The organism is Liquorilactobacillus ghanensis DSM 18630, from assembly GCF_001435235.1.
Classification (GTDB): domain Bacteria; phylum Bacillota; class Bacilli; order Lactobacillales; family Lactobacillaceae; genus Liquorilactobacillus; species Liquorilactobacillus ghanensis.
The window spans coordinates 15515-31727 of record NZ_AZGB01000029.1 but is presented as its reverse complement, the minus strand read 5'-3'; the positions used below and the strand labels follow the sequence as shown (position 1 = coordinate 31727).

The window sequence follows — 16213 nt, the reverse complement described above, 5'->3', positions numbered from 1 at the left end:
AAGTTTAAATTAAAAAAAGCTCTAATTGTTTGACCAAAATCAACAGCTAATCATAATTGGTCAAATCAATAGAGCTCTTTTAAGAAAAAACTAATGTTTAAAAAATTCCGATCAGTTTACTTAACAACTACACTAACCAATTTATCAGGTACCACAATCACCTTGACAATCTTTTTATCAGCAATTGCTGTCTTTATCTTGGCGTCAGCCAAAGCTTGCTTTTGCAATTCAGCTTTAGCCGTTCCCTTAGCAATTGTTAGATGCTGTCTAACCTTGCCGTTAACTTGAACAACTACTTGAACTGTATCTTCAACCAACTTGCTTTCATCATACGTTGGCCATTTTTCGTAAGTAATAGTCCCCACATGACCTAGTTTAGTCCACAATTCTTCTGCTAAATGCGGAATAACCGGTGAAATCATTTTGACGAAACCTTCCATATACTCCAATGGCAATGCATCAGCCTTATAAGCTTCATTAACAAAAACCATCAACTGGGAAATTGCCGTATTAAAATGCATTGCAGTATAGTCTTCAGTCACTTTCTTGACTGTCTGATGATATACATGGTCCAATTTACCGTCATTTAATGTTGTAACCCGATCACGCAGATTATCCTGATCATCGATTAAAAGCCGCCAAATCCGCTTGATGAACTTATTGGCTCCATTTAAACCATCCTCGCTCCAAGCAATTGAAGCATCAAGTGGTCCCATAAACATCTCGTATAATCGTAATGTGTCTGCTCCATATTTTTCAACAATTTCATCTGGGTTAACTACATTTCCCTTAGACTTCGACATTTTCTCATGATTGTCACCTAAAATCATCCCTTGATTAACTAACTTATGGAACGGTTCTTTAGTTGGAACGACCCCGATATCATATAAGAATTTATGCCAAAAGCGTGCATACAGCAAATGCAAAACAGCATGCTCAGCTCCACCGACATACAAATCAACTGGCATCCAATCCTTCAATTTTTGATAATCGGCGATTGCTCCTTGGTTATGTGGATCAACGTAACGTAAGAAATACCATGAACTACCTGCCCATTGAGGCATAGTATTAGTTTCGCGTTTACCTTTTCGACCATTCTTATCCACAACATTTACCCAATCATCCAAGTTAGCCAGCGGACTTTCACCAGTTCCAGAAGGTTTAATGTCCTTAGCTTTTGGCAAACGTAATGGTAACTGGTCTGCGGGAACCAATGTTGTTTCGCCATCTTCCCAGTGAATAATCGGAATTGGTTCACCCCAATAACGTTGACGTGAGAAAAGCCAGTCTCGTAAATGGTAGTTAACCTTTTTCTTGCCAATCTTTTTTTCTTGCAGCCAATCAATTATCTTATCAATTGCGTCTTGTTTATTTAAGCCATTTAAGAAATCAGAATTAATATGTGTCCCATCACCAGTATAAGCTTCCTTAGCAATATCGCCGCCCTCAATTACTGGTACAATTGGCAAATTGAATTTTTTAGCAAAATCATAATCCCGATCATCATGAGCCGGTACGATCATTACTGCTCCGGTTCCATAGGTTGCTAAAACATAGTCTGCAATCCAAATTTGAACTTTTTTACCATTAAGCGGATTAATCGCATAACTGCCGGTGAAGACACCAGTTTTTTCTTTAGCTAAATCGGTCCGTTCCAAATCAGATTTATGGGCTACCTTGTCAATGTAAGCATCAACTACTGCTTTTTGCTTAGGAGTTGTTAATTCCTTAACTAAATCTAATTCAGGCGCCAATACCATTCCGGAAACACCAAAAATGGTATCTGGTCGAGTTGTAAAGACCTCGATTTTAAGATTTTTTTTACCAGCAACAGCAAATTTGATACTAGCACCGACTGAGCGGCCAATCCAATTGCGTTGCTGTTCTTTAATATTTTCCGGCCAATCCAAATCATCCAAATCATCAATTAGGCGATCAGCGTATGCCGTAATTTTAAGTACCCACTGGCGCATTGGTTTACGAACAACTGGAAAGCCACCACGTTCAGTTTTACCGTCAATAACCTCTTCGTTAGCAACAACCGTTCCTAAATCTGGACTCCAGTTTACCGGAACTTCCGCTTCATAAGCCAAACCCTTTTCATAAAGCTTTTCAAAAATCCATTGTGTCCATTTATAATAAGAAGGATCTGTTGTATTAATTTCCCGATCCCAATCGTATGATAAGCCAAGAGACTTTATCTGACGTCGAAAATTATTAATATTGACTTTGGTAAACTCCCGTGGAGAATGTCCGGTGTTTAGCGCATATTGTTCAGCTGGCAACCCAAAAGCATCCCAGCCCATCGGATGCAGTACATCAAACCCTTGCATCCGTTTCATCCGAGCAATAATGTCAGTTGCGGTATAACCCTCTGGATGGCCAACGTGCAGCCCTTGACCAGATGGATAGGGAAACATATCTAGTGCATAATATTTCTTTTTATCAGTATTTTCCGTCGTTTTAAAAGTTTTGTGTGCTTCCCAATAATGCTGCCATTTTTCCTCAATCTTTTGATGATCATACGCCATAATAAATAGATCCTTCCCTTTTAAAAAGTTAAAAAAAGTCCTATACTGACCAACGCCAATATAGGACGAGTAAATAAAACTCGCGGTACCACCTATTTTCCAGTCATACAACTGGCACTTTAAAGTTTGCTAACGGTAAAACAACCGTTCCCGCCTACTTTATTCAACAGGAATTATTTAAGGTGAGTTCGTCTGAAACGGAAAATAGGCACTTTCAGCCACGATGCCCTCTCTACAAAATACCGACCTCAGCTACTATTCCTTATCTAAATTATATATTGCTATGTTGCACTCATAATAGCAAAAATTTAAACCTGCTGCAACTGATTTCTTAGAATTTAACTTAAACTTGTAATTCTTTTTTTAACTGGTCAACCTTGTCTGTATGTTCCCAAGGTAAATCAATATCAGTTCGACCAAAATGTCCATAAGCTGCTGTTTGTTTATAAATTGGCCGTTTTAAATCTAACATTTTGATAATTCCAGCTGGGCGTAAGTCGAATACCTTGCGAATTGCCGCAACCAAATCTTGATCTTTAACCTGACTAGTTCCAAAAGTGTTAACCGAAATCGAAACCGGCTGAGCAACACCGATTGCATAGGCCAATTGAACTTCAACTTGTGAAGCAATTTTAGCAGCAACAATATTTTTAGCGATATAACGAGCTGCATAACTAGCTGAGCGATCAACTTTAGTTGCATCCTTACCTGAAAAAGCTCCACCACCATGATGAGCAGCTCCACCATAAGTATCCACAATAATTTTCCGACCAGTTAAGCCGGCATCGCCTTGCGGACCGCCAATTACAAACCGACCAGTAGGATTAACAAAATACTTTGTCTTATCATCCAACAACTTAGCTGGAATAACCGCTTTAATGACTTTTTCAATAACATCATGGCGAATTGTTTCAAGAGAAGTATCAGCACTATGCTGTGTCGAAACAACTACTGTATCAACTCGAGCTGGATGATTGTTTTCATCATATTCAACTGTTACCTGAGCTTTGGCATCCGGTCCAAGATATTCCAAAACCCCTTGTTTTCTAATTTCAGCTATTTTACGCATCAAACGATGACTAAGCGCAATTGGTAGTGGCATCAATTCCGGTGTTTCATCAATCGCATAGCCGAACATCATTCCTTGATCACCGGCACCAATTTGATCAAGCGGGTCACCTTCACCCTTGCGCTCTTCCAAAGACTGATCAACACCCTGCGCAATATCTGGTGATTGCTCATCAATGGCCGTCATGACAGCACAATTATCACCATCAAAACCGTATTTGCCATCGGTATAACCAATATCCTTAATTGTTTGCCGAACTACTTTTTGGATATCAATGTAGGCACTTGTTGAGATTTCACCAACAACTACCACCAAACCCGTAGTTACAGTTGTTTCACACGCTACTCGCGCGTCTGGATCTTTAGCTAACAGAGCATCTAAAATTGCGTCACTGATTTGATCTGCAATCTTATCCGGATGTCCTTCTGAAACTGATTCTGATGTAAATAAATGTCTTTCTGACACAAAAATTCCCCCATTCAAAAATTTGGTTACAAGGCAGCTTCACATAAAATGAATCCTCTCGGGAATGTGCTGTAACATTTTTATTTTAACACAAAACAACTATCGATTTACGATCTTTTTGTATAAAAAATGCTTTTCATGTTAACAGCTCCAACCTGAAATCCAGTGTGAAAGTTTAGCTTATCAGCTTAATTTTGATTCGCATAAATTCAGTTTAGTGTTATTTTTCTGAAATTTTCAACTTTAAATAATTTCAAAAAGAATAATTTAATGTGACTTAATCAAAGGTAAAAAAAACCTGTTTCAAACAATTGTTTGAAACAGATCTTCTTTACTTTAGCAAACAAATTATTTAATTGATGGTGTTCCCAACCAACCAATAATTTCTTCAACTGTATCAGTAATTGCTTGTGCTCCGTCAGCTAAAAGCTTACGTGGGTCATAGCCCTTACCCTGCTGATCTTTACCAGCTTCAATATATTTACGGGTTGCAGCAGCAAAAGCCAACTGGCATTCTGTGTTGATATTAACTTTTGAAACACCCATCTTAATAGCTTTAACAACTTGTTCCTGAGGAATTCCAGAACCACCATGCAATACTAATGGTGTTTCAATAACATCTGCTAATTCCTTTAAGCGATCAAAATGCAGACCCTTCCAGTTTGCTGGGTATTTACCATGGATATTACCAATACCACATGCTAAATAGTCAACACCGGTAGCAGCGATTTTCTTTGCTTCTTCAACATCAGCAAGTTCGCCTTCGCCGATAATTCCATCTTCTTCACCACCGATAGAACCAACTTCTGCTTCAACCGAAATGTTCTTAGCATGTGCTAATTTAACAATTTCTTTGGTCTTTTCCAAGTTTTCTTCGAATGGCAAATCATGGCCATCAAACATAACTGAAGTATAGCCAGCTTCGATACATTCTTTAGCAGCTTCATAGTTGCCATGATCAAGATGCATGATAACTGGTACAGTGATGTTCATAACACGCATTTCATTTTCAACCAAGCTCTTAACTAACTTGTAATCACCCATGTACTTTGCAGCACCCATTGACACCTGAATCAAAACAGGCGTCTTGGTTTCTTGAGCAGCCTTCAAAATGGCACGAGTCCATTCCAAATTATTTGTGTTAAAAGCACCGACCGCATAATGACCCTTACGAGCTGCAGTAAAAATCTCATTACCGTTTACGAATGACATAAAACAGCCTCCTAAATTATATTACTCTTTTGAGTACACTTTTATTTTAACACAAAAATAAATGAAAACGCAGGATTAATTTGAAAGTTTTTCACTAAGTTTTCAAAAAATTTAATTTTGTTTTTTGGTAGCATGTTTCTGTACTTTAACGGGATCTACCAACGGACAACCAGTATCATCGCAATCATGGCAGCCGGCACTGGCATTACGCTTAATAAAACGTGTGTAAATAACGTAGCCGACTCCTGAAAAAATTAGCACTGCTAAAACAATTGTTGCAATCATTTTAAAGCTCCCTCTCCAATTTCATTTTTTACTTGATATAAATCATCACTGGCATTGCGTTTGAAGAATAAGCAATACAAGATAATCAAAACTGCGGTGGCTGTTAATACAACACTGGCGAACGACCAAGTAGTAACCATTTGAACGCTTTGATAAATCAACATTGCAGTTAAATAAGCCAGCGCCGTTTGGTAACCAAGCGCTCGCAATGTCCATTTTGTATTACCGAATTCTTTATACATTGTACCAATAGCAGCAAAACAAGGTGCACATAATAAGTTAAAGGCTAAGAATGAGTAACCGGCAATCGCTGGGTAAGCTTGCCGTAACGCAGCTGAGAATGCAGATGCTGTTGAGCTGCCAAAAGTTATCCGCAGTGTCCCAACGCAATTTTCTTTAGCAATTAAGCCTGCGATTACTGCAACGGTCGTATGCCAATCGCCAAAACCAAGCGGGGCAAAAATCGGAGCAACTACTTCACCGATATAACGAAGCATACTATGGTTCTGATCTGTCATTTTCAAAGTAAAGGTAAAACTTGAGAAAAACCAAATCAATACACACGAAGAAAAAATAATTGTCCCAGCTTTTTTAATAAAGCTTTCAGCTCGACTGATAACCTGTCGTAAAACATTGCCCGGCTTCGGAAAATGATATGCCGGTAATTCCATAACAAATGGTTGCGGCGGTCCAGCAAACAAACGAGTTTTCTTTAAAAAGATTCCCGAACCGACAACTGCAAGCATCCCCAAAAAATAAGCCGATGGTGCAACCCAACTTTGATGTGGGAAAAATGTTCCAGAAATCAGCGCAATTACTGTTAATTTAGCCGAACAAGGCATGAAAGTCGTCAACATAATGGTCATTTTGCGATCTTTTTCGTTTTCAATTGTTCTAGTCGACATAATTCCGGGAACTCCGCAACCAGTTGAAATCAACATGGGAATAAATGATTTACCTGATAAATTAAAGCGATGAAAAATTCGATCCATAACAAAAGCAATTCGCGCCATATAACCGCAATCTTCTAAAATTCCCAAACATAAAAAGAGCATCATTATCTGTGGTACAAATCCTAAAACCGAACCCAAGCCATTAATAATTCCGTTAAGAACCAACCCCTGCATCCAAGCCGCTACATGCCACTGAGTCAACCAGCCTTGAACGGCATCGGGGATAATTTTACCAAACAAAACATCATTAACCCAATCTGTTCCCATTGTTCCGATCGTTTGAATTGACAAATAGTAGACTAACCACATTACAAAAAAGAAAATCGGCAGCGCCAGCCAGCGATTGGTAATAATTCGGTCTACCCGATCACTCATGCTAACAACAAAATCAGTTTCATCAACTACCGACATTTTAACAAATTGTGAAATTAAATCGTAGCGGGCATTAACAATGATACTATCGCTTGTATCTTGAAAAACTTTTTCAGCGGTAATAATTATTTTTTCAATTTCTTTGCTTTTTTCGGCAGTTAAATTCAGTTCTTGGTTAACTTGTTCATCTCGTTCAAATAGCTTAATTGCATACCAGCGCAGCCTTTCTGTTGAAACGATTCCTGTTATCTGCTGGCTGATCATCGTTAGAGCCGACTCTAAACGATCATCATATTTAGGAAATGAATAGGTTGTTTTTCTTTGTGTTTCTGCTATCATTGCCTGTTCCAACTGTGGCAAATTCTTTCTTTTAAGTGCTGAAATTCCAACCACTGGAACTCCCAGTAGATAAGATAATTTTTTCAAATTTACTTTTCGTTGTTGTTTTTTTAACATATCGATCATATTAAGAGCAACAACTAATGGGCGACCAGTTTCCATCAATTGCAACGTCAAATATAAATTTCGTTCGATATTAGTTGCATCAACAATGTCAACTACTGCGTCTGGAGTTTGCTCAACCAAATATTTACGTGATACGACTTCTTCAGCCGTATATGGTGATAACGAATAAATTCCTGGTAAGTCCTGGATCATAAATTGTTTATTACTGCGCAAAAGTCCTTGCTTTTTCTCAACAGTTACTCCTGGCCAGTTGCCGACTGACTGATTTGAACCGGTCAACCAGTTAAATAGTGTCGTTTTCCCGCTATTCGGATTGCCGGCTAAAGCGATCATCTTCATTTGCTTACCTCCTGCACCATGATATAATCAGCTTCTTGTTTACGAACACTTAATTTATAGCCTCGTACTATTATTTCTATCGGATCGCCTAAAGGAGCAACCTGATGAACTTCAATCATCGTATTTTTGGTCAGCCCCATATCCATCAAACGTCTCTTTACTGGCCGATCACCGATAATTTTACCAACAATTGCTGATTTTCCAACTTCCAACCGTGATAACGGCTTAGTTGCTACGGTTGCTAACTCATCAATCCCCTTAACCAAAATGTTAGTTGCTAACGTATGACTGACAGCTAAACGCTGCCCACGTAAAAAGATAACTAATCCACTAGTATTTTCCGAAGGCGTAACAACGGTTAAATTCGTATTCAAAACCATCCCCAATTCCGCCAAACGCCGAACAAAACGTGGTTCACCGACAATATCAACTACAATATACTGACCCTTGGTTTTAACTTCTGCTAAAGATTCCATATCTCCACTTCCAGTCATAAATGAGAATCATTTTCATTTAACTTTAAATTAGCATATTTTATTTTAAATTTCAATCTGATTTTGAGCTTTTCTTTTTTATTTTAAAATCCAAAGTGATAAAAATGCTGTCAAATATACTGTTTTAACTCCAACAGATCAAAAATATTTTTAATTACCTCAGGCGATTGCAAGCCATATTTACATGGAAAATGTCAAAAACAAATTGACATCTCTCTAATTTAAGTTCACTTTTTTACCCATATAATCTAACATTTATATCATTTGCTGGTCAACCTCTGGAGTAATTAACGCAAATTACACTGTCGATATTAGCAATCAATTTCAGGGATTTTCTTATAAATAAAAAAATCCCCTAATAAAGGGATTTTTGAGTTTTTGAATTGTAGTTTTCTAGTACTTCAACTATTGACCAAATTTAAGTAATCGGACTTAAACTGTCATAAATTTAAATTTTTAAGACCAGCCGCTACCCAATTCAACAATTTTGCCGGAATTAGTATAAACGATCCATTCGGCAACATTAGTTACATAATCACCGATTCGCTCAATATGGGCCGCAACTACAATGTACTCCGTTCCGACATTAACAAAATCCGGATCCGTCTGCATACAACTCATCGCTTCTTTCCGAATCAGCCGCAAATAATCGTCTGTTTTAGAATCAGCTTGAGCAATTTGCCGAGCTGATTTTTCATCGTTGTTCACGTAAGCATGAATTACCTGCTGCAGCATTTCATAAGCATGCTGACTCATTTCAGCAATTGCATCTTCAATTAATGAATTTTTCTTATCCGCAGGGATTCGTAATGTTGCCCGGGCAAAACTAGCCGCATGATCGCCAATTCGTTCAAGATCTGAACTGGCTTTTAAAATTGTAATTAAAATTCGCAAATCACTTGAAACCGGCTGCTGTAAAGCAATTACTTGGGCGGCTTTTTTTTCTAGGTAGATTTCTTGCTGATTGATCTGTAAATCATGATCGACTACTTGTTTAGCCAATTGTTGATCTTGTTGTTTAAAAGCTTGGGCTGCCCGTTTAATTGCAGTTGCCACTTCAAGCCCCATTGATGCAAAGTCTTGATGCAAACTTGCTAATTGCTTTTCTAAGATTTTTGCCATTCTTTTTCCTCCTTAACCAAAACGTCCGCTAATATAATCATCAGTTGCTTGCTGCTGTGGCCGCATAAAAATATCCTTGGTTCTTCCCGTTTCAATCAATTCACCATTTAAGAAAAAAGAAGTTCGGTCTGAAATTCGGGATGCTTGCTGCAAATTATGTGTCACAATAATAATTGTGTACTCATCCCTAATCGTCAACAGCATGTCTTCAATTAAACCGCTAGACACCGGATCAAGTGCACTCGTTGGTTCATCTAATAAAATTACATCCGGTTTAACCGCTAAAACACGAGCAATACAAACCCGTTGTTGTTGACCACCGGAAAGTGACAGAGCACTTTTATGCAGATCATCTTTAATTTCATCCCAGACAGCTGCTTGTTTTAAGCTTTGTTCAACCCGCTTGTCCAACAACTGTTTATCTTTAACTCCGGCAATTCGCAATCCATAAGTTACGTTATCATAAATTGAAAATGGAAATGGATTTGGTTGTTGAAAAACCATCCCAATTTTTTTACGCAATTCAACTGTATCCATTTTAGGACTGTAAATGTTTTTACCATTAATCTGGATGCTCCCAGTCATCGTAACACCTGGAATTAAATCGTTCATCCGATTTAAAGTTCGCAAATAAGTTGATTTCCCACAACCAGACGGACCAATCAAGGCATTAATTCCCTTAGCCGGAAAAGACAAGTTGATCCCTTTTAGAGCTTCTTTTTCACCATAATACAAGTGAACATCTTTCGTTTCAATAAATTCTGCCATCAACTGTTCCCCCTAACCAAAGTTACCCGAGATATAATCATTTGTCGCCGTTATCTTCGGAGTAGTAAATAAATGTTTGGTTTTATCATACTCTAAGATATGTCCTAAATGAAAGAAAGCTGTGTAGTCGCTAATTCGTGAAGCCTGTTGCATATTATGCGTAACTATAATAATAGTGTATTTTTTCTTCAGTTCAATTAAGGTTTCCTCAATCTTACTGGTCGAAATCGGATCCAAAGCACTCGCCGGCTCATCTAACAATAAAATGTCTGGTTTCATAGCAATTGTTCTTGCTATGCATAGTCGTTGCTGCTGACCACCTGATAATGCCCAAGCACTTTTATCTAAATCATCCTTAACCTCGTCCCACAAAGCAGCATCTTTCAAGCTGGATTCAACGATCTGGTTCAATCGCTGCTTATCTTTGATGCCATTTTGTTTTAAAGCAAAAGTAATATTTGATCTAATTGATTTCGAAAACGGATTCGGCCGTTGAAAAACCATTCCAATATGTTTACGCATCTCGTAAACGTTTATTTTCGGACTGTTAACATCTAATCCGCGATAGATAATTTTACCTTTAACTTGAGCAATATCATCATTCATTCGGTTCAAAGAACGCAAATAAGTCGATTTTCCAGAACCAGATGCTCCAATTAAAGAGGTAATTCGATATCGTTCAAATTGTAGATTTCCATTGAAAATTGCCTGCTTTTTTCCATAAAACACTTCCAAATTTTGTGTAGCAATTGCAATCTCGTGTTCTTCTGGAGAAAAATTTAAAATATTATTTTCATTTAAATTATACTTTCCAACATCCATTTAGCCATTTTCCTCCTATCTGTTCTTTGTCGCAGTTAATTTGCGATACAATGCATTGCCCAATAACCTTGCGAGCAGATTAAAGAATAAAACAGCAATGATCAAAACAGCTGAAGAGCCAGCTGAAACAGCACTAGCATCTGGCATAACTCCTTCTGAATTGATCTTCCAAATGTGAACTGCTAAAGTTTCAGCCGGACGCATTAAATTCAAAGGACTGGCTGAATTCAGCGGATTCCATTGCGTAAAGTCAATATTAGTAGCACTTTGCCCAGCGGTATAAATCAAAGCCGCCGCTTCGCCAAAGACTCTCCCAGCTCCTAAAACAACCCCCGTAATAATTCCCGGCAAGGCTTCCGGTAAAACGATTCGGGTGACAGTCCGCCATTTGGACAAACCTAATGCCATCCCGGCTTCACGTTGCAAATCAGGAACTGCTGTTAAAGATTCCTCAATGTTTCTAGTTAATAACGGTAAATTAAAGAAGGTTAATGCTATAGCACCAGCAATAATTGAAAACCCCATCTTCATTTGTACCACAAACAGCAAAAAACCAAATAATCCAACTACAACGGATGGTAATGAACTTAATACTTCAATTGCCATCCGGACAGTTGCTGTTAAAAAATTTTTAGGAGCATATTCTGCTAAAAAAATCCCAGCACCCAAAGAAATTGGAAATGAAATTATCAAAGTCAAAAATAAAAGATATATTGAATTAAATAATTGAACACCAATTCCGCCGCCACTAGTAAATGACTGTGATGGAGCAGTTAAAAAATGCCATGAAATGTGAGGTACGCCGGCAATCAAAATATCGCCTAAAAGGAACATCAAGATGAAAACAACTAATAAAGCAATGATCCTAATCGTTGTCAAAGCAATTCTATTTTGTATTTTAGTTTTCATACTACATCCTTCCTTTTCGACCAATTAAGCGAACCAAAATGTTAAATAACAGTGACATCAGCAACAATACCAGTGCTAAAGACCAAAGAGCATTATTTCCAACTGTCCCCATAACCGTATTGCCGATACCCATGGTCAAAATACTGGTTAAGGTTGAAGCCGAAGATAAAAGATTTTTCGGCATAACGGCTGCATTACCGATAACCATTTGAACGGCTAAAGCTTCACCAAAAGCTCGCGCCATTCCAAAAATAATAGCAGTTAAAATTCCAGAAGTTGCTGAACGCAAAATAACTTTATAAATTGTCTGCCATTTAGTTGCACCTAAAGCCAATGAAGCTTCTTTATAAAATCGTGGTACTGACCGCAGACTATCAACTGTCATTGAAGTAATTGTTGGTAAAATCATTACAAACAAAACAAATGAACCTGATAGAATTCCATAACCAGAACCACCAAAATGATTTCGGACAAAAGGAACAATCACTGATAAACCAATAAAACCATAAACAACCGAAGGAATGCCGACTAACAATTCAACAACACTTTGAAGCAACCGTTCACCGCGTTTGGAAGCTAGTTCAGTCATGTAAAGTGCTGTTCCAATCGCAAATGGAGTTGCAAATAAAGCTGCTAAAATCGTTACTCCAAATGAACCCACAATCATCGGCAAAGCTCCAATTTCCGGTTGACCTTTCGCATTGTTAACAATCGGATTCCAAGTTTTACCAGTTAAAAACGTCCAAAAATTACCATGATCAACCGTAAAAGTTGCAATTCCTTTTGAAGCGACGAAGAAAAAAATTGATAATACAACCAAAACAATTAACAGAATACAACTGTAAGAAAGAATTTTCCCCAGTAAGTCTTGTCTGGTTTCTCTGGAACTATTTTGGATTTTATTTTTTATTGGATCCATAAACTTCACCTTTCTATCAAAAATTGGGAGTAAACAAAACAACATCCGCCGCTGCTTTGTTTGCTCCCTCAAGCACTAATTCACTAATTTCCAAATCAGTAAGCAAGTTGCCCCGATAATAATCAGCCCACCGGCAACTTCCATCAATTGAGACCATACTAATTCAAAATGAATATATGCTATTAATGCGATGGCTGTTAAAATAAACAGTCCGATTTGTAAAATAATCAGTGCGACTGCCATTTGAGCTCACCGATTTCTTATTTCGACGTTACCTTACCTGAAGCATCTTTTTGGACGTGCATATTACCAATTGAGATATAGCCCAAATCTTTGACCAGACTCTTTTGAACTTTAGCTGAAGTCATATAGTTCAAAAAGCTCTTAGTAACTTTATTCGGCTGTCCCTTAGTATACATATGCTCATAAGACCAGATTTTCCATTTATTGTTAGTTACATTTGCATCAGTCGGTTTAACTCCTCCGATTGAAAGTGCTTGAATGTCAGATTTGATATATGAGAAGGCTAAGTAACTAACTGCCCCCGGTGTTTGAGCAACCATTTTTTGAACAGTTCCGTTAGAATCCTGTTCCTGTGATTTTTTAGCTGTTTGACCATTCATAACTGCACCTTCGAAAGTTGCTCGCGTGCCGCTTCCTTCAGGTCGATTAATTAAAACAATACTTTGATCTTTGCCGCCAACATCTTTCCAGTTAGTGATTTTCCCAGTAAAGATTTCACGCAACTGATCCATTGTTACATTCTTAACGCCAGCTTGCTTATTGACAACTGGAGCCATTCCAACAACAGCAACCTTGTGGTCAACCAGCTGCTTAGCTTTAATACCACTTTGCTGCTCAGCAAAAATGTCTGAGTTGCCAACGGTCACTGCTCCTGATTGGACCTGACTAAGGCCGGTTCCAGAGCCCCCACCTTGAACAGTGATATTTACCTTGGAATTGTCAGCTTGATAATTTTCAGCAGCTTTTTCAACTAATGGTTGCAGTGCAGTTGAACCAACAATCGTAACTTTACCGGAAACTGCCGTGCTTGATGATGCCTTAGATGATGAATTCGCACTTGAATTTGCTTTGCCACATCCAACTAAAAGCGCTGATGTTGCCAGAATAATCGTAGCCATTTTGGTGAGATTTTTCATAAACTTTTTTCTTCCTTTCCTTGTTACAAATTAAGTTTATTACTCGAATGTAAAGAACATGCACGTGTTTATGTAACGGTTGTGTAAAGAAATCTTCGTTGCTTATCAATTAAGCTGTCAACATCCATAATCAATGGTAATCGCCAAAATTTATTTCATATCAAGCATTAAAAGCTTGAATTATTTGTATTTTTAATGTCTGTAATTGTGATATGGCTAATATATGGCAATTCAAGTTAAATCTAAATTACGATTTACTTAAAACAGCAAAAAATAAATTTACTGAACAAAAAAAGAGCGGATTACTCCGCTCTCAAATGAATGGGTCTATACTTTCTGTATATTGTCGGAGCCATAAAACCAATCGAAGGAATCAATCGTAAAATCAAAGCACTTAAACGTATCTGTTATGGATTCAAAAATATGGATCATTTTTATGCCAGAATCATTTTGATTTTAAAATAAAGAAGCCCCCATTTTGAGGACTTCCTAGCTCCACCACTATAGTTTGACGGAGACCCATTTTTTATTGTTCAGCACCAGTTACTTGGTTAAAATGATAAGTTTTCCCATTGATTTTCTGGGTACCATAGACCATTTGACCTTGGCCATTGTAATAAACAGTTTTGTGCTGTTCTGGAATAGTCTGTAAACCGGTCTTCATTGCGCCAGTTCCTTTGTCAAATAAGTACCAGTGACCGTTGATCTTTTGCTGACCATACTGCATTTGACCGTTGGAACTATAGTAGACTGTCTTATGTTGGTCGGAAATTGCTTGTAAGCCAGTCTTCATTGCTCCGGTTGCTTTGTCAAATAAGTACCAGTGACCGTTAATTTTTTGCTGACCATATTGCATCTGACCATTGGAATTATAGTAGACTGTCTTATGCTGTTCTGGGATCGTCTGCATGCCCGTCTTCATTGCTCCGGTTGCTTTGTCAAATAAGTACCAGTGACCGTTAATTTTTTGCTGACCATATTGCATCTGACCATTGGAATTATAGTAGACTGTCTTATGCTGTTCTGGGATCGTCTGCATGCCCGTCTTCATTGCTCCGGTTTGTCAAATAAGTACCAGTGACCGTTGATCTTTTGCTGACCATACTGCATTTGACCATTTGAATTATAGTAGACTGTCTTATGCTGGTCTGGAATCGTCTGCATGCCTGTTTGTTTAACACCATTTTTATACAGATACCAGTGACCATTTTCGTTAACTTGGCCGTTCTTGTTAGTTGGTGTATTCCCATTAGTTTGCCCATTTTGATTGCTTGGTTTATCTTGTAAACCTTTGATAGCAGAATTCAATGTACTTGCAGCAGAGTCAACTTGAGCTTGGGTTGTATTGCTATTCGCAGCAATAGATTGAGCATTAGATAATGCAGTCTTCATAGTATTAACAGAATTGTCAGTATACTTAGATGTATCACCATTTAAAATTCCTTGAGCTTTAGAAACTGCAGCATTTAAAGCTGTTTTATCAACCTGAGCCTGAGTAGCAGGGGTAAATGCACCACCATTATTGTAATCAGCTTCTGTGATATTATTTAAAATTACGGTTTCATCAGAAGGTACAGTTTCCACAACAGTATTTGTAATTGTAACATATTGAGTATTAATCTCACCGGCTACAACTGGTTGCATACCTCCAATAGGTGATGGTCCAGTTGAAACCATTGCTAAAAAGAAGTTCTCTTCAAAGTTAGAATTAGAATCACCAGTTGACGAATGACGGACTACTTGGGTACCGGCAGGGTATACATGACCAGTAGGGCCTTTCATTGCAACCTTTAATGTACCATACTGTAATGCAACTTGTGACTTAGAAATAGCAGCGGCTTTAATTGTTGTATTAGGTTCATGATTAGTAACTCCAGGTACTTGAGCTAAAGGAGCCATTGTTGTTAAAGCAGTTACTCCAATCGTAACTGCCGTAGCTGTAATAATCTTCTTGGTACTTTTCTTTTTATTTTCGTTCACTTCATTTACCCCACTTTTTATTAAGTTTTTAAATTCATACCAGTTCAAGCTTAAAAAGAATTAATTATCAAAAGGGGAGTTAATCACTAATTTGGTTAACTCCTTTTAATTAGTGCTGATTTTTATTGTTCAGCACCGATTATCTTATCCAATAAGTGCCAGTGACCATTAATCTTTATTATATGGTTTACTTTTATTTTAATCAATCAAATTTTAATCTATTTTATTACCCTTTTTATTTTTAATTCAAAACAAAAAAAGACTCAAGCTGCTTTAAAACAACACTTGCGTCTAAATATTAATCTTTAAAAATACCCCTGAGCGTAAATCATTTCAATTTATTAAATC

The 16213-nt window shown here is 37.6% G+C and carries 14 protein-coding genes, 2 pseudogenes, 1 riboswitch and 1 other annotated feature; of the genes and pseudogenes, 1 reads left to right on the top strand and 15 read right to left on the bottom strand.

What is annotated here, in order from left to right:
• Positions 1–116 precede the first annotated feature (116 nt).
• From leuS to FC89_RS11480, 13 genes are all read right to left on the bottom strand, one after another.
• On the bottom strand, positions 117–2531 hold the full coding sequence (gene leuS, locus FC89_RS11530) for a leucine--tRNA ligase (protein WP_057872685.1): 2415 nt from the start codon (positions 2529–2531) through the stop codon (positions 117–119).
• Positions 2532–2589: 58 nt separating this feature from the next.
• Positions 2590–2806: a binding site (T-box leader), on the bottom strand.
• A gap of 68 nt (positions 2807–2874) precedes the next feature.
• The gene (gene metK / locus FC89_RS11525; RefSeq protein WP_057872684.1) at positions 2875–4065 is read right to left on the bottom strand and encodes a methionine adenosyltransferase; all 1191 of its coding nucleotides are present in this window, start codon (positions 4063–4065) and stop codon (positions 2875–2877) included.
• A riboswitch (SMK box riboswitch) is annotated at positions 4063–4145 on the bottom strand. Its footprint overlaps the gene before it by 3 nt.
• Positions 4146–4413: 268 nt before the next feature.
• A complete protein-coding gene (fba, locus tag FC89_RS11520) occupies positions 4414–5277 on the bottom strand; it encodes a class II fructose-1,6-bisphosphate aldolase (RefSeq protein ID WP_057872683.1) in 864 nt (287 codons plus the stop codon).
• A gap of 111 nt (positions 5278–5388) precedes the next feature.
• Entirely contained in the window at positions 5389–5562 is a 174-nt protein-coding gene (locus tag FC89_RS12665; protein ID WP_157060728.1) for a FeoB-associated Cys-rich membrane protein, read from the bottom strand.
• Complete coding sequence (feoB, locus tag FC89_RS11515) at positions 5559–7691, bottom strand: ferrous iron transport protein B (protein ID WP_057872682.1); 2133 nt, start codon at positions 7689–7691, stop codon at positions 5559–5561. The genes FC89_RS12665 and feoB overlap by 4 nt, the downstream gene beginning before the upstream one ends.
• On the bottom strand, positions 7688–8167 hold the full coding sequence (locus FC89_RS11510; protein WP_057872681.1) for a FeoA family protein: 480 nt from the start codon (positions 8165–8167) through the stop codon (positions 7688–7690). The genes feoB and FC89_RS11510 overlap by 4 nt, the downstream gene beginning before the upstream one ends.
• A 474-nt stretch (positions 8168–8641) precedes the next feature.
• On the bottom strand, positions 8642–9307 hold the full coding sequence (gene phoU, locus FC89_RS11505; RefSeq protein ID WP_057872680.1) for a phosphate signaling complex protein PhoU: 666 nt from the start codon (positions 9305–9307) through the stop codon (positions 8642–8644).
• Positions 9308–9319: 12 nt separating this feature from the next.
• The gene (gene pstB, locus FC89_RS11500) at positions 9320–10075 is read right to left on the bottom strand and encodes a phosphate ABC transporter ATP-binding protein PstB (RefSeq protein ID WP_057872679.1); all 756 of its coding nucleotides are present in this window, start codon (positions 10073–10075) and stop codon (positions 9320–9322) included.
• Positions 10076–10087: 12 nt separating this feature from the next.
• The gene (gene pstB / locus FC89_RS11495) at positions 10088–10897 is read right to left on the bottom strand and encodes a phosphate ABC transporter ATP-binding protein PstB (RefSeq protein WP_057872678.1); all 810 of its coding nucleotides are present in this window, start codon (positions 10895–10897) and stop codon (positions 10088–10090) included.
• Between the two features lie 15 nt (positions 10898–10912).
• A complete protein-coding gene (pstA, locus tag FC89_RS11490; RefSeq protein WP_057872677.1) occupies positions 10913–11806 on the bottom strand; it encodes a phosphate ABC transporter permease PstA in 894 nt (297 codons plus the stop codon).
• Position 11807: 1 nt separating this feature from the next.
• Positions 11808–12725 (bottom strand): phosphate ABC transporter permease subunit PstC, encoded by a 918-nt coding sequence (pstC, locus tag FC89_RS11485; RefSeq protein WP_057872676.1) that lies wholly within the window; start codon positions 12723–12725, stop codon positions 11808–11810.
• A gap of 75 nt (positions 12726–12800) precedes the next feature.
• Positions 12801–12968, bottom strand: coding sequence for a hypothetical protein (locus FC89_RS12660; RefSeq protein WP_157060727.1), 168 nt, complete (start codon positions 12966–12968; stop codon positions 12801–12803).
• A 17-nt stretch (positions 12969–12985) separates the two neighbouring features.
• Positions 12986–13885 (bottom strand): phosphate ABC transporter substrate-binding protein, encoded by a 900-nt coding sequence (locus tag FC89_RS11480; protein WP_057872675.1) that lies wholly within the window; start codon positions 13883–13885, stop codon positions 12986–12988.
• A 321-nt stretch (positions 13886–14206) separates the two neighbouring features.
• On the opposite strand from FC89_RS11480, the gene FC89_RS12470 reads away from it, so the two are divergent.
• Positions 14207–14350 carry a transposase gene (locus FC89_RS12470; protein ID WP_083485491.1) on the top strand — a complete coding sequence of 48 codons (144 nt, stop codon included), beginning with the start codon at positions 14207–14209 and terminating at the stop codon, positions 14348–14350.
• Positions 14351–14411: 61 nt separating this feature from the next.
• Here the strand turns inward: FC89_RS12470 and FC89_RS12725 are convergent.
• Positions 14412–15109: pseudogene (locus FC89_RS12725) on the bottom strand (N-acetylmuramoyl-L-alanine amidase family protein); the annotation flags it as partial.
• A gap of 72 nt (positions 15110–15181) precedes the next feature.
• Positions 15182–15529 (bottom strand): annotated as a pseudogene (locus FC89_RS12875) (hypothetical protein); the annotation flags it as partial.
• Positions 15530–16213 lie beyond the last annotated feature (684 nt).

What these genes read in the sequence shown, in the direction of transcription:
- phoU (WP_057872680.1), bottom strand. Translation starts at nt 9,307, where the DNA reads ATGGCAAAAATCTTAGAAAAGCAATTAGCAAGTTTGCATCAAGACTTT.
- leuS (WP_057872685.1), bottom strand. Translation starts at nt 2,531, where the DNA reads ATGGCGTATGATCATCAAAAGATTGAGGAAAAATGGCAGCATTATTGG.
- fba (WP_057872683.1), bottom strand. Translation starts at nt 5,277, where the DNA reads ATGTCATTCGTAAACGGTAATGAGATTTTTACTGCAGCTCGTAAGGGT.
- FC89_RS12660 (WP_157060727.1), bottom strand. Translation starts at nt 12,968, where the DNA reads ATGGCAGTCGCACTGATTATTTTACAAATCGGACTGTTTATTTTAACA.
- FC89_RS11510 (WP_057872681.1), bottom strand. Translation starts at nt 8,167, where the DNA reads ATGGAATCTTTAGCAGAAGTTAAAACCAAGGGTCAGTATATTGTAGTT.
- pstA (WP_057872677.1), bottom strand. Translation starts at nt 11,806, where the DNA reads ATGAAAACTAAAATACAAAATAGAATTGCTTTGACAACGATTAGGATC.
- feoB (WP_057872682.1), bottom strand. Translation starts at nt 7,691, where the DNA reads ATGAAGATGATCGCTTTAGCCGGCAATCCGAATAGCGGGAAAACGACA.
- FC89_RS12665 (WP_157060728.1), bottom strand. Translation starts at nt 5,562, where the DNA reads ATGATTGCAACAATTGTTTTAGCAGTGCTAATTTTTTCAGGAGTCGGC.
- FC89_RS11480 (WP_057872675.1), bottom strand. Translation starts at nt 13,885, where the DNA reads ATGAAAAATCTCACCAAAATGGCTACGATTATTCTGGCAACATCAGCG.
- pstB (WP_057872678.1), bottom strand. Translation starts at nt 10,897, where the DNA reads ATGGATGTTGGAAAGTATAATTTAAATGAAAATAATATTTTAAATTTT.
- FC89_RS12470 (WP_083485491.1), top strand. Translation starts at nt 14,207, where the DNA reads ATGGGTCTATACTTTCTGTATATTGTCGGAGCCATAAAACCAATCGAA.
- pstC (WP_057872676.1), bottom strand. Translation starts at nt 12,725, where the DNA reads ATGGATCCAATAAAAAATAAAATCCAAAATAGTTCCAGAGAAACCAGA.
- pstB (WP_057872679.1), bottom strand. Translation starts at nt 10,075, where the DNA reads ATGGCAGAATTTATTGAAACGAAAGATGTTCACTTGTATTATGGTGAA.